The sequence below is a fragment of the Embleya sp. NPDC127516 genome (genome assembly GCF_044765325.1).
Taxonomy (GTDB): domain Bacteria; phylum Actinomycetota; class Actinomycetes; order Streptomycetales; family Streptomycetaceae; genus Embleya.
Map to the genome: position 1 here is coordinate 353,298 of NZ_JBIWJT010000002.1, position 19,662 is coordinate 372,959.

Annotated in this window: 15 protein-coding genes; 3 read left to right on the top strand and 12 right to left on the bottom strand. The window is 72.5% G+C overall.

Annotation, left to right across the window (positions count from 1 at the left end; all coding sequences use genetic code 11):
* Positions 1-14: 14 nt before the first annotated feature.
* Positions 15-803, top strand: a complete 789-nt coding sequence (locus tag ACIRL2_RS04060) for a TetR/AcrR family transcriptional regulator (protein WP_402230001.1) — start codon at positions 15-17, stop codon at positions 801-803.
* Positions 804-845: 42 nt separating this feature from the next.
* On the opposite strand, the gene ACIRL2_RS04065 is transcribed toward ACIRL2_RS04060, so the two are convergent.
* From ACIRL2_RS04065 to ACIRL2_RS04075, 3 genes are all read right to left on the bottom strand, one after another.
* Positions 846-965 (bottom strand): Rv0909 family putative TA system antitoxin, encoded by a 120-nt coding sequence (locus ACIRL2_RS04065; RefSeq protein WP_379989414.1) that lies wholly within the window; start codon positions 963-965, stop codon positions 846-848.
* A gap of 266 nt (positions 966-1,231) precedes the next feature.
* Positions 1,232-1,807: a TerD family protein gene (locus ACIRL2_RS04070; RefSeq protein WP_395868414.1), complete on the bottom strand. Its 576-nt coding sequence runs from the start codon at positions 1,805-1,807 to the stop codon at positions 1,232-1,234.
* 395 nt (positions 1,808-2,202) lie between these two features.
* Complete coding sequence (locus ACIRL2_RS04075; RefSeq protein ID WP_402230003.1) at positions 2,203-4,113, bottom strand: histidine kinase; 1,911 nt, start codon at positions 4,111-4,113, stop codon at positions 2,203-2,205.
* 329 nt (positions 4,114-4,442) lie between these two features.
* Here ACIRL2_RS04075 and ACIRL2_RS04080 point away from each other — a divergent pair, with 329 nt between their 5' ends.
* Together ACIRL2_RS04080 and ACIRL2_RS04085 are read left to right on the top strand one after the other, a co-directional pair.
* Entirely contained in the window at positions 4,443-6,578 is a 2,136-nt protein-coding gene (locus ACIRL2_RS04080; RefSeq protein ID WP_402230005.1) for an MMPL family transporter, read from the top strand.
* Between the two features lie 142 nt (positions 6,579-6,720).
* The gene (locus tag ACIRL2_RS04085) at positions 6,721-7,131 is read left to right on the top strand and encodes a VOC family protein (RefSeq protein ID WP_402230290.1); all 411 of its coding nucleotides are present in this window, start codon (positions 6,721-6,723) and stop codon (positions 7,129-7,131) included.
* A 48-nt stretch (positions 7,132-7,179) separates the two neighbouring features.
* On the opposite strand, the gene ACIRL2_RS04090 is transcribed toward ACIRL2_RS04085, so the two are convergent.
* The 9 genes from ACIRL2_RS04090 to ACIRL2_RS04130 all read right to left on the bottom strand — a co-directional run bounded on the left by ACIRL2_RS04090 (position 7,180) and on the right by ACIRL2_RS04130 (position 18,946).
* Positions 7,180-7,860, bottom strand: a complete 681-nt coding sequence (locus tag ACIRL2_RS04090; RefSeq protein WP_395868408.1) for a response regulator — start codon at positions 7,858-7,860, stop codon at positions 7,180-7,182.
* Positions 7,857-9,101: a sensor histidine kinase gene (locus tag ACIRL2_RS04095; protein ID WP_402230007.1), complete on the bottom strand. Its 1,245-nt coding sequence runs from the start codon at positions 9,099-9,101 to the stop codon at positions 7,857-7,859. The genes ACIRL2_RS04090 and ACIRL2_RS04095 overlap by 4 nt, the downstream gene beginning before the upstream one ends.
* A gap of 111 nt (positions 9,102-9,212) precedes the next feature.
* Positions 9,213-11,435, bottom strand: a complete 2,223-nt coding sequence (locus tag ACIRL2_RS04100; RefSeq protein WP_402230010.1) for an MMPL family transporter — start codon at positions 11,433-11,435, stop codon at positions 9,213-9,215.
* Between the two features lie 527 nt (positions 11,436-11,962).
* Entirely contained in the window at positions 11,963-13,429 is a 1,467-nt protein-coding gene (locus tag ACIRL2_RS04105; RefSeq protein WP_402230012.1) for a sensor histidine kinase, read from the bottom strand.
* Positions 13,430-13,535: 106 nt separating this feature from the next.
* A complete protein-coding gene (locus ACIRL2_RS04110) occupies positions 13,536-14,267 on the bottom strand; it encodes a response regulator transcription factor (RefSeq protein ID WP_395868399.1) in 732 nt (243 codons plus the stop codon).
* Between the two features lies 1 nt (position 14,268).
* Positions 14,269-15,315, bottom strand: a complete 1,047-nt coding sequence (locus tag ACIRL2_RS04115; protein WP_402230014.1) for a hypothetical protein — start codon at positions 15,313-15,315, stop codon at positions 14,269-14,271.
* Between the two features lie 45 nt (positions 15,316-15,360).
* On the bottom strand, positions 15,361-16,581 hold the full coding sequence (locus ACIRL2_RS04120) for an ABC transporter permease (protein WP_402230016.1): 1,221 nt from the start codon (positions 16,579-16,581) through the stop codon (positions 15,361-15,363).
* The gene (locus ACIRL2_RS04125) at positions 16,578-17,360 is read right to left on the bottom strand and encodes an ABC transporter ATP-binding protein (protein ID WP_402230018.1); all 783 of its coding nucleotides are present in this window, start codon (positions 17,358-17,360) and stop codon (positions 16,578-16,580) included. The genes ACIRL2_RS04120 and ACIRL2_RS04125 overlap by 4 nt, the downstream gene beginning before the upstream one ends.
* Positions 17,357-18,946, bottom strand: a complete 1,590-nt coding sequence (locus ACIRL2_RS04130) for an efflux RND transporter periplasmic adaptor subunit (RefSeq protein WP_402230021.1) — start codon at positions 18,944-18,946, stop codon at positions 17,357-17,359. The genes ACIRL2_RS04125 and ACIRL2_RS04130 overlap by 4 nt, the downstream gene beginning before the upstream one ends.
* Positions 18,947-19,662: the final 716 nt, after the last annotated feature.

Below are 19,662 nucleotides of genomic sequence, written 5' to 3' on the forward strand. Positions count from 1 at the left end.
TGTCAACTGGACGCGTGCCGCCCACCAGTCGATCCCGCGCCCGTACCCGTGCCCGTCCCGGGGACGGCGCGCTGCTGCGCGACGAGATTCTGCGCGCGGCGACCGCGCTGCTCGACGAGGCCGGCGACGAGTCCGCGCTCACGCTGCGCGCGGTCGCCGCGCGTGTGGGTGTGACGACGCCGTCGGTGTACCTGCACTTCGCGGACAAGGAGGCGCTGGTCGAGGCGGTGTGCCTCGCGGTGTGGGAGGACCTCGGGCGGCGGATGCGCGAGGTGGGCGACAGCATCGCGGATCCGTACCAGTCGATGCGTCGGCGCGGTGCCGCGTTCGTCCGCTTTGGGCTCGAACACCCGGTGCAGTACCGCCTGTTGATGATGCGGCCGCGATCGGGCTCGGCGGGCGGGTGGACCGCGGCGGACGCGTGCCTGGCCTACGTCGGCGAGGCGATCCAGCCGTGTCTGGACGCCGGTGTCCTGGTCGGCGACCCGACCCGGCTGACCCTGCAGATGCTCGCGGCGCTGCACGGCCTGGTGGCGCTCTACCTCGCGCGGCCCGACTATCCGTGGCCGGACGACGTGGAGACGATGGCCGACGAGGTGACCCGGATGGCCGGGTTGGGCTCCGCGCTCGCCGGCCGTCTGCGCGGTCCCGGCCCGGCGCCGAGCACGAGCGCGTTCGCGGCGGGATTCGACGCGCTCGCCGACCGGCTGCGGCGGCCGGAGCAGGGCGAACCGCCTGCGGGCCCGGCGCAGGACGCCGGGCCGACGCGCGGCGACCCCGAGGGCGGCGGGTCGCTCCCGTAGCGGCGGGCGGGGGAGACGGCCGCGCGCCCGGTGCCGTGCGGGTCAGTGACCCTTGCGCTTGTCCGCCTGCTTCTTCACCTTGTCCACGATGGACTTGACCTTGTCCGGGTTCTTCTTGGCGTAGTCGGTCGCCTTCTTGATCAGCTTGTCGAGACCGGCCATGACGCCCACTCCTTGTTTCGTTCGGGGCGATCGGATCGCCACCGCTCTGGTCGATGTCACTGTGCCGCGACCGCTGTGCCTGCCGGGGCGCTGCCCGGACGCGGTACCGCGGACCGGATGCGATGCCGCTCCGGTTCAGGATCAACCGCCGCCCGCCCGAAATCGTTCCCCCGGACCCGACGTCAGGGCCGCACCGAGGACGATGCGGCCCTGACGCACGTTCGTGCGGGGGGCGTGCGGCCGGGGCCGACCCCGGGGGAATCGGCTCAGATGTTGACGCCGAAGTCCTTCGCGATGCCGGCCAGACCCGAGGCGTAGCCCTGGCCGACCGCGCGGAACTTCCACTCGTTGCCGTTGCGGTACAGCTCACCGAAGACCATCGCGGTCTCGGTGGACGCGTCCTCGGTGAGGTCGTAGCGCGCGAGTTCGTTGTTGTCCGCGCGGTTGACCACCCGGATGTAGGCGTTGCGTACCTGGCCGAAGGACTGGTCCCGGGCCACCGCGTCGTGGATCGACACGGGGAAGACCACCCGCTGGACGTCGCCGGGCACGGACGCGAGGTCGACGTTGACGGTCTCGTCGTCGCCATCGCCCTCACCGGTGAGGTTGTCGCCGGTGTGCTGGACCGAGCCGTCGGGGCTGGTCAGGTTGTTGTAGAAGACGAAGTGCAGATCGGACAGCACCCGACCGTCGTTGCCGAGCAGCAGTGCGCTCGCGTCGAGGTCGAAGTCCGCACCGGTCGTGCTGCGCGCATCCCATCCGAGACCCACCGCGACGGCGGTGAGACCGGGCGCGGCCTTGGACAGGGATACGTTGCCGCCCTTGGCGAGACTGACTCCCATGGCAGTGCTTCCTTCCCTCGTGCATGTCTGGGTACAGGCGGATCGGGTGATCACGCGACGGCCGCCGATGGGTGAATCTACAGGACTGTAGAAGCCCGGCGTGCGCCGGCGCGACGTGTGCATGTCGTGTGACGTGCGATCGCCAATGCAGTGATACCCCATCCCACCATCGTGGGACGACAGCGGGCGGCCGAACTCTCGGGACGGATGCGTCGATTCGGCCGCGCCCGGAGCCCGGGCGGGTCGCGCGGGGGCGCGAACGGCGGGGTAAATGGGTTGATTTCCTTGGAGATTACCGCACATCGCCCAGACGTCTTCGGGGTAACTCCCCCTCCGCGCGCGGCAGGCGCGAAACGGCGCGGACGGGCGCGGTGGGGGCCGGCAGCGCGCGGGCTTCACTCGCGCACGAGCCCCGCGCGTACGTCTCCGGGTATGCGCGCACGCAGCCGGAACGCGTCGCCGACGACCCCGGCGGTGAGCGTGCCGCCGAGCGCCGCCAGGCGCCCGTCGAGGGACTTCAACCCCAGGCCCGCCCCGGTCGGCGCCGAGCCGGCGCCGGCACGTACGCCGTCGTTGGTCAGGAGCAGTACGACCGCGCCGTCCGGCTCGACCGACGCGATGATCGCGCACCGGGTCGCGGAGCTGTGCCGCAGTACGTTGGTGGCGCCCTCGCGCAGCACGGTCGCCAACACGGTGTCGATTCCCGCCGGCAACGCGCCCACGTCGACGGCGACCTCCACCGCCACCCCGGCCCCGGCCAGCACGTCCCGCGCGGTCCCCGCCTCGACCGCCAACGACATCCCGCGATACCCGCCCGAGACCGTGCCGACGTCCGCCAGCGCCTGCCGGGCCATGGCCAGCCCCTCGGCGAGCCGGCTCGCCGCCGACTCCGAGTCGCGATCGGCGAACCGCAGCGCCAGTTGGGTCTTGAGCACCAGCGCGGACAGACTGAAGCCGAGCAGGTCGTGCAGATCGTGTCCCAGCCGCAGCCGTTCGCGGGCGACCTGCCCGGCGGCCAACTCGACCCGGGCCGCGCCCAGCGCCCGCGCGAGGTCGGCCATCCGGACCAGACCGTAGACCAGCGCCGCGCGCTCCAGGATCCACACCACGTGGTAGACGCGATCCAGCAGGGTCGGACTCCAGGTGCCGAAGTACACGTCGTGCAACGCGAATCCGATCACCGCGAGCACGCGCCACGGCCCGCGCAGCAACACCAGGGCGAGCCCGGCCAGGAACAGCCCCACCGACCAGACCCGGGCGTCGAACACGACGAGCGGCACGTACGCGAGCGCGATCTGCGCCGCGAACGTGCACCGCCACCAGCGGGGCCGCCCACCGGAGGCGGGTGTGCAGTTGCGGATGTACAGCGCGACGAAGGCGCACAACAGGAGCCCGAACAGCGCCTGTCGGGCCGGGGAGTAGTCGCTCGCGGCGAGCACCCGCAGCGGCAGCGGCACGATCAGCAACACCAGGATCGCCACCCGCAGCACCGCGACCGCGCGCGGCGTCGGCTCGTCGGCGATCGCCGGCGGCGGGGTGTTCTCGACGCTCTTGTGCTCGTGCGCGAAGGCCCGGGCCCGGGCCATCGCCGCACGGGCCTCGGCCAGCGCCTCGGTCAGGGCCGGCCGGGTGCTCTCCGGGCGCTCGCGCAGTCCGACCACAAGCGCGTCGCCGCCGGCCAGGATCCGGGTCAGGCTCGCGCCGACGCCGTCGGTCAGGTGCCGGGCGAAGCGCAGGCGTTCCCGGGCGACCTCGGCCTCCGCGAGCGCGGTGCGGGTCGCGGTCAGCGCGGCGACCAGGTCGGCGAGCCCGGCGAGCGCGTACACCGCCAGCCCGACCAGGGCGGCCTGCCCCAGAACCAGGTACAGCGCCTCCACCACGGTCGGCCGGACCGCGAGACCGACCGGCACCTGTACGGCCAGCACCGCCACGAACCCCGCCCAGGCCGCCCACGCGGGCCGCAACAGCAGCAGCGCGGCGCCCGCGAGGAAGCCCGGATTGCCGTACCAGGTCTCGTGGAACCACGTCATCGGCAGATAGGTGAGCACGGCCTGCGCGCCGAGCGTCCACCGCCAACCCGCCGGCCGGGAGCCGTCCGCCGGGCGTACGCAGTTGCGCAGGTGCAGCGTCACCAGGGCGAGCAGCAGGCCCAGCGCGATCGCCTTGGCGCCGGTCGACAACCGGGTCGACTGGACCAGCCCGACGAAGCCGCCGAAGAAGAACCCGCAGGTGATCACCGCGGTCACGACCCGGGCGAGCAGCGGCGCGAAGGCGGCGTCCTCCCGAGGGCCGAAGGCGGCCCTCATCGCGTCGCGACCACTCGACGCCACCATCACCATCCCGTGCCGTTCCCCGGTGCCGCCGACGGCGGCGCTGTGCGAGCATGCCGGCCGCCCCGGGCGTCCCGGCGGAGCCCGGCTTTTCCCTCGGCGGCAGCCAAACGGTACCGACCGGACACCGGACCCTCGCGCCGGGGTCCACCGCGCGAAACGGGTCTCGGCGCGCGGGTGCCGGCGTGTCCCGCGCCGCCGGTGGGGCCGGTCACCCGCACGGATCACCCGGCTGGCGCGGCCTCTCGGCGCGTTCGACGGTGACGTGAGGCAGCCGTATCCGTCGAGTACGAAGCGAGGCGCCCATGTTCGCGGCCCTGGGCCGGTTTGTCGTACGCAGGCCCTGGTGGGTCATCCTGGCCTGGGTGATCGCGGCGGGTGTGGTGATCGGCCTCGCGCCGAAGCTGACCTCCTCCACCGACGAGAAGAGCTTCCTGCCCAAGTCCTACGAATCGGTGCGCGCGTCCGACCTGCGCAACCAGGACTTCCCGCAACAGGAGAACGTCGGCGCGGTGATCGTCTTCCAGCGCTCCGACGGCAAGCCGTTGACCCAGGCGGACAGCGAGCAGGTCGCCCGGATCTCGGCGTCGGTGCAGGCGCGGAAGATCGAGGACGTCCTCGCGGTGACCCCGGGGCAGGTCTCGCCGAACGGCCTCGTGCAGACCTCGACGGTCGCGATGCCGGAGATCACCGACCCCAACGACGAGACCCCGCAGGACGCGGTCGAGGAGATGCGCAAGGACGTCAAGGCGCAGGTGGCCGGCACCGCCCTGACGGCGGGCATCACCGGTCAGGCCGCGCAGGCGCTCGACGAACGGGACTCCTCGCAGAAGGCCGGCACGCTGGTCGCGGTCGGCACCATCGTGATCATCGTGTTGCTGCTCCTGATCATCTTCCGCAGCCCGATCATCGCGCTGCTGCCGGTGGTGATCATCGGGCTGATCGCGCCGATGGCCACCGGGCTGATCGCGTCGGCCAACAAGGTCTTCGACATGAAGGCGGACAGCTCGATCGAACAACTGCTCACCGTGGTGCTGTTCGGTGTCGGCACGGACTATGTGCTGTTCCTGCTCTTCCGCTACCGCGAGGTGCTGCGCGAGGGGGTCGACGCCAAGACCGGCATGGTGCACGCGGTGTCCAGGGTCGGCGAGGCGATCGCCTCCGCCGCGGCGGCGGTGATCGTCGCGTTCGCGGCGCTGACCCTGTCCACGCTCGGCATGCTGCGCTCCATGGGCCCGGCGCTTGCGATCGCGGTGTTCGTGACGCTGGTCGCGGGCCTGACGCTGGTGCCGGCCGTGGTCTCGCTGCTGGGTACCCGCGTGTTCTGGCCGTCCAAGTCCTGGCGGGTCGCGCCGCACGGCACCGGCTTCGCCCGACTCGGCCGGGGCATCGGGCGCCGACCGGCGGTGTTCGCGGTGCTGTCCGCGCTGGTGATGGGCGTACTCGCGATCGGCGCGCTGGGCTACAAGGCCAACTTCGACCTGGCCGGCTCGTCGCTGCCCTCGGACAAGGAGTCCGTGGTCGCGATGAAGAACCTGGAGAAGGGCTTCCCGCCCGGCACCACGGACCCCACCGAGGTGTATCTGACCTCGACCACCGGCCGGCCGCTCACGCCCGCGGAGCGGATCCCGTTCGAGGCGGCGCTGCAGCGGGTGCAGGGGGTCGGTTCGGTGACCGAGGCGGTGCTCAGCGCGGACCAACGAACCGCGTTCTACTCGGTGGTGCTCACCGACTCGCCCGCCACCGACGACGCCCTGTCGACGATCAAGGACCGGCTCCGGCCGACCATGCACGAGGCAGCACCGGCCGGGACCCGGGCGCTCGTGGGCGGGATCAGCGCCGTCTACGTGGACATCAACCGGGCTGTGGACCGGGACTACTCGGTGGTCTTCCCGGTCGCCGCGGTGTGCATCATGATCATCCTGGGCCTGCTGCTGCGCAGCCTGGTCGCGCCGTGGTACCTGATGGCCTCGGTCGCGCTCGGTTTCGGCGCCACGCTCGGCGCGACGTCGGTGCTGTTCCAGAAGATCGGCGACCAGCCCGGGCTGATGTTCATGCTCCCGGTGATCATGTACCTCTTCGTGGTCGCGCTCGGCACCGACTACAACATCCTGATGGTGTCGCGATTGCGTGAAGAGGCCCGAGAGGGCCACAACCCCCACGACGCGGCGGCCGTCGCGGTCAAGCACTCGGGTCCGACCATCGCGGCCGCGGGCGTGATCCTGGCGGGCACCTTCGCGACCCTGATGCTGGCGGGCAACTCGACGTTGTCCCAGATGGGCTTCGCGCTCTCCAGCGGCATCGCGATCGCGGCCTTCATCATGGCGCTGATCTTCACCCCGAGCCTGACCGCGCTGATCGGACACACCGCGTGGTGGCCGGGCCACGGCGACACCAAGCCGACCGGCGAGACGGAACGCGAGAGCGAACGGGTGGGGTGAGGCCGCGCCGATCCGCGGGCAGGACCCGCCTTCGGCGCGGCGGCGCGGCCGATCGAGAAAAGTTCGGCGCGGCCGATGAGTTCTTCCGCGGGGGACCGTCTACCGCTTCGGAAGCACCGAGACGTACGAGATGGGACGCATCATGGCCACGATGATCTTTGTGAACCTGCCGGTCAAGGACCTCGCGAAGGCGACCGAGTTCTACACCGCGCTCGGGTTCACCCAGAACGCGCAGTTCAGCGACCAGAACGCGAGCTCGTTCGCGATCAGCCACACGATCCACGTGATGCTGCTCGTCGAGCCGTTCTTCAAGACCTTCACGAGCAAGGAGATCGTCGACGCGACCAAGGCCACCGAGGCCATCGTCGCGCTGAGCGCGGAGAGCCGCGAGGGTGTCGACGAGCTGGTGGAGAAGGCGTTCGCGGCGGGCGCCAGGACGTCGAACGAGACGATGGACCAGGGATTCATGTACGGCCGCAGCTTCCAGGACCCGGACGGCCACCTGTGGGAGGTCGTGTACATGGACATGTCGGCGGTCCCGGACCAGCCCTGAGCCGGGGTACGACGCGGCCCGTCCGGCGGGGCGCCGCGCCCGCTGTCGTCAGAGGCCGGGTGGTTCGGGGCGTACCAGGCCGCTCTGGTAGGCGATGACGACGAGTTGGGCGCGGTCGCGGGCGCCGAGTTTGGTCATGGCTCGTTGGATGTGGGTGCGCACGGTCAGGACGCTCAGGACGAGTTCTCGGGCGATCCGGTCGTTGGATTTGCCGTGGGCCGCCAGGACGGTGACCTCTTGTTCACGGGGCGTGAGGTCGGCGAGGCGTTCGGCCGGGGCGAGGGGCGGTCCTGCGGCGGGGGTGGTGAGGAAGCGGGTGATCAGCGCTTGGGTGGCCCCCGGGGACAGGAGGGCTTCGCCCGCGGCGATGGTGCGGATGCCGTCCAGCAGCGTGTCCGTGGTGACGTACTTGCCGAGGAAGCCGCTGGCACCCACACGTAGTGCCTGGGCGACGTATTCCTCGGTCTCGAACATGGTCAGGATGAGGACGCGGGTGCCGGCCAGGCCGGGGTCCGCGCAGATGGTGCCGGTGGCGGCGAGGCCGTCGCCGTTGGGCATGCGGATGTCCATGAGGACGACGTCGGGCCGGTGCACGCGGGCGAGTTCCACCGCCTCCCGGCCGTCGGCGGCCTCGCCGACGACCTCCAGGTCGTCGCAGGAGTCGATCAGGAGCCGGAAGGTGCCGCGCAGCAGGGCCTGGTCGTCGGCGAGCAGGACGCGGATGGTCAACGGGTTTCCTCGGGTCGTCGTCCGGTCGGGGCGTCCGCCGGGGTGCGGGGCTCCGGGGTGCGGGGCTGGAAGGGGAGGGCGGCGGCGACTTCGAAGCCGCCTTCGGGTCGGGGGCCGGCGCGCAGGTCGCCACCGACGGAATGGGCACGTTCGCGCATGCCCATCAGTCCGTATCCGCCGCCGGGCATCGGCGGGACGGCCCCGCCGTGCATTGTGCCGTCGTTGGTGACGGTGATGAGCAGACGCGAGCCGTCGTAGCGCAGCCGGACTCGGGCCGCGTGGTCGGGCGCGTGTTTCGTGGCATTGGTCAGGGCCTCCTGGATGATCCGGTAGGCGGTCAGGTCCACTCCCGGGGACAGCGGCCGAGCCTCGCCCTCGATGTCGACGGTGACGGTCAGGCCGGCCGATGCGCAGGCCGCGACCAGTTCGGGCAGGCGGTCCAGCCCCGGGGTGGGTTCCAGCGGGGAGGCGTGCGGGTCGGCGGTCTGGCGCAGCACGCCCACCGTGGCGCGCAGTTCCAGGAGCGCGGAGGTGGTGGTGCCGACCAGGTCGGCGAGGATCTTGCGGGTCTGCTCCGGGTGCGTGTCGGCGAGATGGGCGGCGGTGCCGGCCTGGGCGTGGGCGACGGCCATGTGGTGGGCGACGGCGTCGTGGAGTTCGCGGGCGATGCGCATGCGTTCCTCGGCGACGCGGAGCCGGGCCTCCTCCTCGCGGGTGCGTTCGGCGTGCGCGGCGCGGGCCTGGACGGACTCGAGGTAGGCGCGCCGGAAGCGGCTCCTGCCGCCCAGGGACACCGGCAGCAGCAGCCACAGGACCGTGCCCACGGTGCGGAGGATGAAGTCGTCGCCGAGCGGCGCGCCGGCCAGCGAGGTGGCCACGAGCAGGGCCACGGTCGCCGAGCCGTAGACGCCGGTGGTCCGTGAATCGGTAAGCGCGGCCAGCCAGTACAGGGCGGTCATGACGGGCGCCAGCAGCAGGGGACTGGGCAGGTAGCCCAGGGCGGTCAACAGGGCGGCCGCGGCGGCGGTGACCGCGAGGGTGGCGCGCGGGCGGCTGCGGGCGGCCAGGACGGCCGCGCCGGAGACCACGAGGATCCAGGCGGGCCACAGGGCGTGCGGGGGCGAGGACTCGGACGTGCTGATCTGGGCCCCGAAGAGCGTGCAGACGCACAACGCCACCGCCGTCACCACGTCCGCGGTTCGGGCGTGGCGCTCCGCGTACCGTTCGAGGTAGCTGGTCATCGTGCTCTCCGCTGGGGGGCGTTGCAGGAATCCATGGTCGCCGACGACCACGGGGACGGGGCGTGCGGACCGCCCGAGACACGGGTCTCGGGCGGTCCTGGGTGGAGCCGGTCACACGCGGGCCTGGACCGGCCCTTCCGGGTCATGGTCGGGTCGTGCGTGGCCGAGCGCCCCGCCTTCCACGTCGACCCGGGGCAGGACGCGGCCCAGCCACCTCGGCAGCCACCAGGCACGGTCGCCGAGCAGGGCCAGGACGGCGGGCACGATCGCCATCCGGACCACGAATGCGTCGAAGAGCACCGCGGCGGCCAGGCCGAACCCGAGCATCTTGATCAGCCCCCCTTGTTCCCCGATGAACCCGGAGAAGACCGCGATCATGATCAGCGCGGCGGCCGTCACCACCCGGGCGCTGTGCCGGAACCCGGACACGATCGCCTGATCGGCGGCTTCCCCGTGGGTGTACGCCTCCCGCACCCGGGAGACCAGGAAGACCTCGTAGTCCATGGCCAGCCCGAAGACGATGCCCATCATGAAGATCGGCATCAGGCTCATGATCGGCCCGGTCTGCTCCACCCCGAACAGGTCCGCGGCGTGTCCCTCCTGGAAGACCAGCACCAACGCGCCCAGCGCCGCCAGCACCGAGAGGACGAAACCCAGGGCCGCCTTGACCGGCACCAGGACGGACCGGAAGACCAACAGCAGCAGCACCGCCGCCAAGCCGCCGACCACCGCCAGATAGGGCACCAGCGCGGACTGCACCTTCGCGGCGATGTCGATGTTCAGCGCGGTCGTGCCGGTGACCTCGAACGTCGCCGACGCCTGCTTCTGCACAGCCGCCCGGCCGCGGCGGATCGTCTCCACCAGGTCCTTGGTCTTCTCGTCCGTGGGGCTGGTCGAGGGGGTGGCCCGGAAGACCGCCGTGTCGCCGGCCTGGTTGAAGCGGGCCGGGGAGACCGACACGATGCCGTCCGTGTCGCCGATCCGGTCGCTGACGGCGCGCACCGCGGCCTGCGGGTCGGCTGCCCCCTTCGCGTCCACGACGATGGTCAGCGGCCCGTTGAAGCCCGGGCCGAAGCCCTCGGCGAGCGCGTCGTAGGCCCGCCGCTCGGTGGTGGCGGTGGACTTGGCCTCGTCACCCGGCATGCCCAACCGCAGCGACGCCATCGGCACGGCCAGGGCGGCCAGGCCGACCACGCCGAGAACCAGCACCGCCACAGGACGACGCAGCACGAAACGTGCCCAGCGCGTGCCCAGGTTGCCCCGCCCGCCGGCGGTGCGGTCGGCGGGCCCGGTGATGCCACGCGTGCCGGCCTTGCGCGCCCTGCGTGCCAGCACCGCGTCGGGCCAGAACCCGAGCAGCGCGGGGACGACCGTCAACGCGACGAGTACGGCGACCGCGACGGTCCCCGCGGCGGCCAGGCCCATCTTCGTCAGTGTCGGAATCCCGACCACCGACAGACCCGCCAGTGCGATCACCACGGTGAGCCCGGCGAACACGACCGCCGACCCGGCGGTACCCACCGCCACCCCGGCCGCCTCCTGCGGTGCCCGGCCGCGCCCGCGCTCCTCCCGATAGCGGGACACCACGAACAGGGCGTAGTCGATGCCCACCGCCAGGCCCAGCATCATCCCGAGGGTGATGGTGTCCGAGGACAGGCCCAACGGGCCCGCGAGCAGCAGGATTCCGAACAGGCTCACGGCGACACCCACGATCGCGGTCAGCAGCGGCAGGCCCGCGGCCGCCATCGACCCGAACGTGAACAGCAGCACGACCGCCGCCGCCGAGAGGCCGACGATCTCCGCGGTCCCGCCGGGTCCGCCGCCGCTGTCCATCGCCGACCCGCCGGTCTCCACCGTCAAGCCCGCCGCCCGCGCCCGCTCCGCCGCCTTGTCCACCGCCGCACGACTGGCGTCGGTGACGTCGGCGGACTCCACCTTGTAGGTGACGGTCGCGTACGCCGTCGAACCGTCCTCACTGACGGCCTTCGACTCGAACGGGTCCGCGACACCGGCCACCTGCGGGCCGAAGCCCAGCGAGCCCACCGCGTCCTCGACGGCCTTCCGCAGGTCGCCCGCGGTCACCTTCCGCCCGCCCGGGGCGACGAAGACGACCCGGGCGGTGGCGCCGTCCGCGGCCGTTCCGGGAAAACGCTCCTCCATGAGATCGAACGCCTTTTGCGACTCGATCCCCGGCATCGAGAACTCCTCGTCCGAGGGCCCCTGCGCCTGCGCAGCGCCCACCGCGACCGCGGCCAGCACCCCCAGCCACACCAGGAGGACCGCGCCGCGGCGCCGAAAGGCGCCGCGGCCGAGCCGATACAGAAAAGTCGCCACGTCAGGGTCTCCCTATCCACATGCGATGACCGCTCAAGGCTCGTCCGGCGGGGCCCCTCCGGTCGTCATGCGGCTACGGACACTGCGACCTACCGAAATGGGACGAGTGCCTACTGAAATCGCAGTAGGCGCCCTCCGGCGCCACTCGCTCGGGTTGGCTCGACACCGCCCACGCGGGCACTTGCCGACCGCCTTCGCCGGGGTACGGCGGAGCCGCGGGAGCACCGGCCGGTGACGGTCGGCGGATGCTGTGGGCCGGGCCGGTATGGCCGGTATGTGGGTGCGGGCTCGGGCCGGCACGGGGACGGGTCGGTGGTCTCGGACGGGGGGCTGAGACGGGGCGGGGGCGGTGCGGTCGGGGCGGGTCGGAGCGGGGCGGCGCGTTCCGGTTCCGAGTCGGGGGTGGGCACGACGGGTTCGGTCGGGTGGGGGCGGCCGGGTTGGTCGGGGCAGCCCGGCTCCGAGGCGGGGTGGGCACGATGGGGTCCGGTCGGGTGGGGCGGCTCGGTCGGGCGGCCCCGACCGGGTCAGGGCAGCAGCACCCGGAACGCGGCGCCGCGACCGGGTGCGGTGCGTACCTCGACCCGGCCGCCGTGTGCGTTGACCAGCGCGGCGACGATCGCCAGGCCCAGGCCCGAGCCGCCGCCGGCGGCCCGGCTGCGGGAGGAGTCGACGCGGTAGAAGCGTTCGAAGACGCGTTGTGCGTCGGCCGGTGCCAGACCGGGGCCGGCGTCGGTGACCTCCAGAGCCGCGCACGGGTCCGGTGCCGGGGTCCGGCCCACCGCGATCCGGATCGCGGTCCCGGCCGGGGTGTGTGTCAGCGCGTTGGAGACCAGGTTGGCCACCACCTGGCGCAGCCGCGACTCGTCGCCGGAGACGATCACCGGATGCGCCGCGCCGCCGTCCAGCCCGGTCAGCGTGACCGAGCGATCGGGCGCCAGCGTTTTGATGTCGTGCACCGCGTCGGCGGCCAGGATCCGCAGGTCCACCGGCTCGTTGCAGAGCGGGCGCTGTTCGTCCAGGCGGGCCAGTTGCAGCAGGTCCTCGACCAGGCCGCCCATCCGGATCGCCTCGTCCTCGATCCGGCGCATGGTCCGGGCCACCTCGGCGGGATCGGTGAGCGCCCCCATCCGGTACAACTCGGCGAAGCCGCGCACACTCGCCAGCGGGGTGCGCAATTCGTGTCCGGCGTCGGCGACGAACCGGCGCATCCGCGTCTCCGACTCGGCCCGGGCCGCGAACGCGGTCTCGATCTGGGCGAGCATGCCGTTGATCGATGTGGACAGTCGGCCGATCTCGGTCCCGGGCGCGGGTACCGGGACCCGATGCGAGAGGTCGCCGGCCGCGATCGCCGCCGCCGTCTCCTCGATCCGGCGCAGCGGGCGCAGGCCGCCGCGCAGCGCGAACCAGCCGGCCGCGGCGAGCACGGTCAGACAGCTCAGGCCGATCACCAGGCACACCGTGCGCATCCGGTCGACCGTCGCGCGCACGTCGTCCAGCGGCTGGGCCAGCACCACGCTGCCCTCGCCGCCCGCCACCGGCACCGCGAGCACCCGCCAACGCCCGTCGCCGCTCACCGAGTCGGTCTCGAACGCCCGTCGCTGCAAACCCAGCACCGTGTCGGTGTCCAGCTTCGGCAGTCGGGGTCCCAACTCGTCCTCGGCGCCCGGCGAGCGGATCCGCTGGCGGGCGGTGCCGTCGGGAAACAGGTACTCGGCCACGATCCGGCTCGGCAGCACACCGGGCGCCCGCCCGCGCGGCCCGCTCCGCGGCTCGCCCGACTCCGGCGCGCGGAACGCCATCCCGCGTGCGGCCTGGGCCAGTTGCCGGTCCACCTGGTCGGTGAGGTAGCCGCGCAGCGAACCCACCACGACCGTCTGACTGACCAACAGCGCGACGGCGACCAGGGCCATCGCGATGATCAGGACCCGGACACGCAGCGACGACCGACTCGGGTGCGGGAAGCGCAGCGGGGACCGGTTCGGGCGAGGCATACGCAGCGAGGATCGGTTCCGGTACGGGAAGCGCAGCGAGGACCGGCCCGGGCGAGGGGTACGCAGCGAGGACCGCCTCGGGTGCGGGAGGCGCATGGGGGCGCCGTCAGACCGTCGGCTGGGGGCGGCGCAGCACGTATCCGACACCGCGCACGGTGTGGATCAACTTGCCTCCGCCGACGTCGAGTTCGACCTTTCGGCGGAGATAGCTGATGTACGACTCGACGATGCTCAGGTCGCCGCCGAAGTCGTACTGCCAGACGTGGTCCAGGATTTGGGTCTTGGACACCACTCGGCCGGTGTTGAGCATCAGGTAGCGCAGCAGCTTGAACTCGGTCGGCGAGAGTTGCACGGGACGGCCGCCGCGCAGCACCTCGTGGCCCTCCGGGTCGAGTTCGAGGTCGGCGACCACGATCCGGTTCGACGGCGTCGGCAGGGCCGCGCCGCCGTCCACCCGGCGCAACACCGCGTGGATGCGGGCGATCAACTCCTCCAGGCTGAACGGCTTGGTGACGTAGTCGTCCCCGCCCAGGGTCAGTCCGGTGATCTTGTCCTTGGTGGTGTCCTTGGCGGTCAGGAACAGTACCGGCAGGTGGGTTCCGTCGGCGCGCAGCCGGCGGACCACCTCGAAGCCGTCCAGGTCCGGGAGCATCACGTCGAGGACGACCAGGTTCGGCCGACAGCGCGCGACCGCCGCGAGGGCGTCCGTGCCGTCCGCCGCCGAGTCGACGTCGAATCCGGCGAAGCGCAGGCTGGCGGAAAGGAGTTCGCGGATGTTGGGCTCGTCGTCGACGACCAGGAGGCGGGCGCGGGCGCCGGCTTCGGTGGGCGTGGTCACGTCAGCCGGTCCCGCCGGCGGTGGAGCCGGCTCCGCTCGTCCCGCCGGCCGTGGCGCTCGTGCCTGCCGATCCGCTCGGGCCTGCCGTTCCGTTCGCGCCGCCGGCGCTCGTGCCGGGGTTGCCGGCTCCCGGGCGAGCGGCCGTGGCGGTGCCCTCGGTGACCGAGGTGGCGGCCACCGAGCCGTCGGCGTCCGTGGCGCCACGCACCACGACGGCGTCGCCGGGCTTGAGGTCGACGGGTTTGCCGTCCCGGACGACCTGGATCTTGGTTGCGGCGTCGGTCTTCACCTTGACGATATTGCCGGCCGAATCTGAGACGTAGATGAAAGAGTCGTCCACAATCTTCACGGTCCCGGTGGTCAGGTCCGAGCCGGCGCCCGCTCCGGGGCCGGCCGCCGCGCCGCCGCCGGTACGCCCGGTGCCTTGTCCGCCGCCACCGGTCGAAGGCGCGCCGGCGGCGCGGGCGCCGTACGGGTTCGCGCCCTGCGCGGCGGCGGGTCCGGCGGCCTGATTCGTGCCCTCGCCCTGATCCTTCTGCACCTCGACGCCGGCCAGGAAGCCGACCGCCAGGAACACACCGGCGCCCAGAGTCAGCGTGAGCGCGGGGAGCCTGCGCCGGGGCGGGGCGGTGAGTTCGGCGGCCACGTCGCGAGCGGTCGGCGGCCGGCCGAGGATGTCCTCCGGGGACTCGTCGGGGTGGGAATCGTCGCGGTGGGATTCGTCGGCGGCTTCCGGTTCGGTACGGAAGCCGCCGACGAACCCGGTCTCGGCCGCCGCGTTCGCCGCCGGCCCGGGGTCGCCGGGCGCGGGGATGCGGGAACGGGGGCCGAGGGTCTCGGTGTCGGACGGCGTTGTGTCGGGGATGCGGGTCTGCGGCCGGGTGTCCTGTCGGTCCGGTGCCTCGGTATCGGGACGCGCTGTTTCGGGGACGGCGGTTTGTGGCCGAGTGTCGTGTCGGTCGAGAGTTTCGGTGTCGGGCCGTGCCGTGTCGGGGACGGCGGTCTGTGGTCGGGTGTCGTGTCGGTCGACGCGGTGCTTCGGCGTCATGGTCTCGGTCCTCCTGGGACGCTGGAACGGCGGTGGTCGGTCGGGCTATTCGTGCCGCAGCGCCTCGATCGGGCGCAGTGCCGCCGCGCGTGCGGCCGGGTAGCCGCCGAAGAACAGGCCGATGGCGACCGACACGGCGAACGAGCCGACCACCGAACTCGGCACCACGACGGGCGTGATCCCGACCACCTCGAAGCGCGCCGCGAACAGCCCGGCGGCCACGCCCAGTCCGCCGCCGAGGACGGACAGCAGGGTCGACTCGGCGAGGAACTGGCCCAGGATCGCTCCGCGCGGGGCGCCGATCGCCTTGCGGATGCCGATCTCCCGGGTCCGTTCGGCGACGGTCACCAGCATGATGTTGGTGATCCCGATCCCGCCGACCAGGAGCGAGATCGCCGCGACCGCCGCGAGCAGCACGGTGAAGGTCTTGTTGGTCTCGTCGTTGGCGCTCAACAGCGACTGCTGGTTGGTGATCCTGAAGTCGCTCTGCGTCGAACTCGTGATCCGGTGACGGTTGTTCAGAATCGAGGTGACCTCGTCCTGAGCGAGCGTGGTGTCCGCCGAGGAGGTGGCCCGGACCGCGATCGAGGAGAGCGAGCCGTAGCCGGTCAGGCTGTCGCGCATGGTGGTGACCGGCAACACGATCGTGTCGTCGGAGTCCGCCACGCCGTTGCCGCCCTTGGTCTTCAAAACGCCGGCGACGCGGAACGGTACGCCCCCGATCAGGATCTCCTTGTCGATCGGGTTCTCCGTACCGAACACGTTCTCGACCGTGGTGCTGCCCAGGACGGCGACCTTGCGGCGGGCGTTCACGTCCTCGGTGCCGAACAGCGCGCCTTGGCCCAGGTCGTGGTTGGTGGTGGCGAACCAGTCCGGTGTGGTGCCGACGACCTGGGACACGGTGACCGACTGGCCGGCGTAGGTGATGCTCTGCGACGCGGTCTGCACGGGCGCCGCCGACGCGACGTGCGGGGCCAGGGTCTTGTCGACCAGGGCCTGCGCGTCGTCCAGGGTCAGGTCCTTGAGCGCACCGCCCTGGCCGGCCGCGCCGAAGCGGCCGCCGCCGGCGGTGTGCGAGATGGTGAGCAGATTGGTGCCGAGTCGCTGGATCGAGGCCTGGACGGACTTGGACGAGCCGTTGCCCACGGCGACCAGCAGGATCACCGCGCCGACGCCGATCAGCACGCCGAGCATGGTCAGTGCGGTGCGGATCTTGTTCGCGGCCAGGCCCAGGACGGCGAAGCGGAGCACTTCGACGGGGTTCACCGGCGGGCTCCTTCGGTGGGAGCGCCGGTCGGCACGCGGACGGGTGCCGGGTTCGGGGTGGTCCGGGCCGGGGTGCGGCGGTGGTCCGTGACCACCAGGCCGTCGACCAGGCGCAGGATGCGCTGGGCGCGGGCGGCCACCTCGTCCTCGTGGGTGATGATCACGATCGTGCGTCCGGAGCCGTGCAGCCGGTCCAGGATTCCGAGCACCTCCGCGGTGCTGTGGCTGTCCAGGTTGCCGGTCGGCTCGTCGGCGAGCAGCAGGGCGGGCGTGGTGACCAACGCGCGGGCCAGCGCGACGCGTTGCTGCTGGCCGCCGGAGAGCTCGTTGGGCGCGTGGTCGGTACGGTCGGCCAGGCCGACCAGGTCGAGCGCGGCCAGCGCCCGACGTCGGCGCTCCTTGGCGCGTACCCCGGCGTAGGACAACGGGAGTTCGACCTGAGCGAGCGCGCTGGTGCGCGGGATCAGGTTGAACGACTGGAAAACGAACCCGATGCGCCGATTGCGGACCAGGGCGAGTTGGTGTTCGTCCAGCCGGCCGACGTCGAGGCCGTCGAGCAGGTAGCGGCCGGAGGTCGGCACGTCCAGGCAGCCCAGCACGTTCATCAGCGTCGACTTGCCCGAGCCCGAACTGCCCATGACGGCCACGTATTCGCCGACCTCGATGGTCAGGTCGACGCCGCGCAGCGCGTGCACCGAGGCGGCGCCGTGCCCGTACGACTTGGTCACCGCGCGCACGTCGATGACGGGCGCGGGTCGGTCCGCGTGCGATTCGCTCATCGTGCGCCGCCGCGCGGGAGGCCGCCGCCCGACGCGCCGGCCGAGGCGCCGCCGACCGCTCCGCCACCGGGGAAGTTGCCTATGCCCGGGGCGGGTTGCCCGCCGCCGGCCGTCGCGCCTCGGGTGGACTGGCCGGAGCGGCCCGATGTGGAGCCGGCGGAACCGGCCGCGGCGACGGTGCCGATCACGATCTCGTCGCCCTCGGCCAGGCCGGAGACGATCTGGGTGGTCTGGTCGCCGACCACGCCGGCGGTCACCGTACGGCGCTGCTCGGCGCCGTTGACCAGGATCCGTACCGAGGCCGTCGCGCCGGTGCCGGTGACGGCGGCGGAGGGCACCTGCAACGCGTTGTCGGCCTGCGCGACGACCACCGAGATGTTCGCGGTCTGTCCGGTCCGGAGCGTGGACACGTCGCCCTGCAGCGCGATCGTCGCGCCGTACTTGACCGAACCCGAGGTCGAACCGCCGTCCGGCAGCGGATTCACGCTGACCACCTTGGCGTTCAGCCGGATCGCGGAGTTCACGTTGAGCGTCACCGTGGCCGGCTGACCCGCCTTGACCTTGGCGGCGTCGGCCTCGGAGAAGGACACCCTGGTCTCCATGCCGGTCGGGTTGGCGATCACGACGAAGCCGGTGACGGTGGTGGTGGAGGTGGCGGAACCGCCTTGGCCGCCGCCGCTTGCGCCTCCTGCTCCGCCTGATGAGCCCGATCCGCTCGATCCGCTCGATCCGCCGGAGGAGGAGGTGGTGCTGGCGGAGACGGTGTCGCCGACCCTGCCGGAGACCGATGCCACGATGCCGGCGGAGGGCGCCTTGAGTACGCAGCCGTCCAGGGCGCGTTGGGCGTCGGCGAGCTTGTTGTTCGCCGCGATCAGGGCCGACTCGGCCTGGGTCACCGCCGCCGCGTCGACCGTCGTGCTCGGCGTCGGGGTGGCCGTCGGGGCTTTGGTGACGGTGACGGTGACGGTCGGGTGCGGCTGGGTGACGGGGGGTGTCGAGGTCCGGGGCGGCGCCGGCGTGGATGTGGACGTGGGGGCGGGCACATCGCCTGTGCCGCCGGTCCCGCCGGTGGTCGCGGTGCCGCCGGTTGTGGTCGCGCTGCCGGCGGTCGAGCCGCGCAGGACTGTGTTCTGGGCGTCCGTGCCCTGGTTGCCGCTGCCACCGCCGTTGCCGTTGCCGCCGTTCTGTTGGACCGGGGTGCCCGCCCGGGCCCTGGTCAGGTTCGCCTGGGCCACCGTGACGGCCGCCTTCGCCGCGTCCAGTGCCTCCTGCGCCTGGGTCGGGTCGACCTGCGCGAGGACCTGACCGGCGGTGACGGTGTCGCCGACCTTGACCCCGACGGCGGTGACGCGTCCGGCGGCGGTGAAGCCGACGCCGACGTCCGAGGGCGAGGTCAACGACCCCGACGCGGACACCGTGGCCTGCACCGTCCCCTTGGTCACCTTGCCGGTACGCGTGCGCGTCGCGCCGGCCGATTCACCGCCGTCGTCCACCGCCGCGTAGGCGAAGCCCACGCCGGTCACCATCGCGGTGGCCAGGGCCAGGTTGATCAGGACCGACTTCCGTCGTAGTCGTACACGCCTCATGGCGGCACAGCCTGGTCCGAACACGTCCCCGAACACTGGCCGTCGCCTGGGAGTTCACTGGGAGCACCGGCGCGCCCCGAAGCGCCTCGAAGCGCCTCGAGGCAGGCGGTGGCCGGCGCGGTACGCCGAAATCGGGCCCGATCACGACAAGCCACACGTCGGCCCGAGGGCGACGTGTGGCCCGTCTCGGCCGGGGCTCCCAGAGAACTCCCAGGCGGCGCGCGGGCTTTCACCATCCCGTCGTGCTTGAGTCCTGGGCGGATGGGCGGTGCGCCGTCCGGCGCCGACCCCGAAGCTCGTGGGAAGGACGTCATGACGAGGTACCCGGGTCGACCGGCGTGGACCACAACGGTGGCGCCGGCCGCCGCCTCGGCACTCGTGCTGCTGCTGGCCGGATGTGGGGGGGAGCAGCGGCAAGAGCACGAGTGCCTCGGCCCCGTCGAGCGCGGCGAACGGTGGTGGGGACGCGACCAAGGCGTACACCGAATGCCTGCGCGAAAACGGCGTCGCGGTGCCGACGGGACGACCGGACGGCGGCAACCGCCCATCCGGCGAGCCCCGCCCCTCCGGGGAGTCCCGCCCGTTCGGCGAGCCGCGCCCATCCGGCCGCCCGAGCCGCCCAGCCGGCGAGCGACCCACCGCCTTCCCGAGCGGGCGACCCAATCCCCGCGCGACGGACCCGGCGTACCGCAAGGCCGAGGAAGCCTGCGCGAAAC

Bases quoted from the DNA above. Each gene is read 5' to 3' on its own strand.
- ACIRL2_RS04065 (WP_379989414.1), bottom strand. From the start codon at position 965: ATGGCCGGTCTCGACAAGCTGATCAAGAAGGCGACCGACTACGCCAAG.
- ACIRL2_RS04070 (WP_395868414.1), bottom strand. From the start codon at position 1,807: ATGGGAGTCAGTCTCGCCAAGGGCGGCAACGTATCCCTGTCCAAGGCC.
- ACIRL2_RS04075 (WP_402230003.1), bottom strand. From the start codon at position 4,113: ATGAGGGCCGCCTTCGGCCCTCGGGAGGACGCCGCCTTCGCGCCGCTG.
- ACIRL2_RS04080 (WP_402230005.1), top strand. From the start codon at position 4,443: ATGTTCGCGGCCCTGGGCCGGTTTGTCGTACGCAGGCCCTGGTGGGTC.
- ACIRL2_RS04085 (WP_402230290.1), top strand. From the start codon at position 6,721: ATGGCCACGATGATCTTTGTGAACCTGCCGGTCAAGGACCTCGCGAAG.
- ACIRL2_RS04095 (WP_402230007.1), bottom strand. From the start codon at position 9,101: ATGACCAGCTACCTCGAACGGTACGCGGAGCGCCACGCCCGAACCGCG.
- ACIRL2_RS04105 (WP_402230012.1), bottom strand. From the start codon at position 13,429: ATGCCTCGCCCGAACCGGTCCCCGCTGCGCTTCCCGCACCCGAGTCGG.
- ACIRL2_RS04115 (WP_402230014.1), bottom strand. From the start codon at position 15,315: ATGACGCCGAAGCACCGCGTCGACCGACACGACACCCGACCACAGACC.
- ACIRL2_RS04125 (WP_402230018.1), bottom strand. From the start codon at position 17,360: ATGAGCGAATCGCACGCGGACCGACCCGCGCCCGTCATCGACGTGCGC.
- ACIRL2_RS04130 (WP_402230021.1), bottom strand. From the start codon at position 18,946: ATGAGGCGTGTACGACTACGACGGAAGTCGGTCCTGATCAACCTGGCC.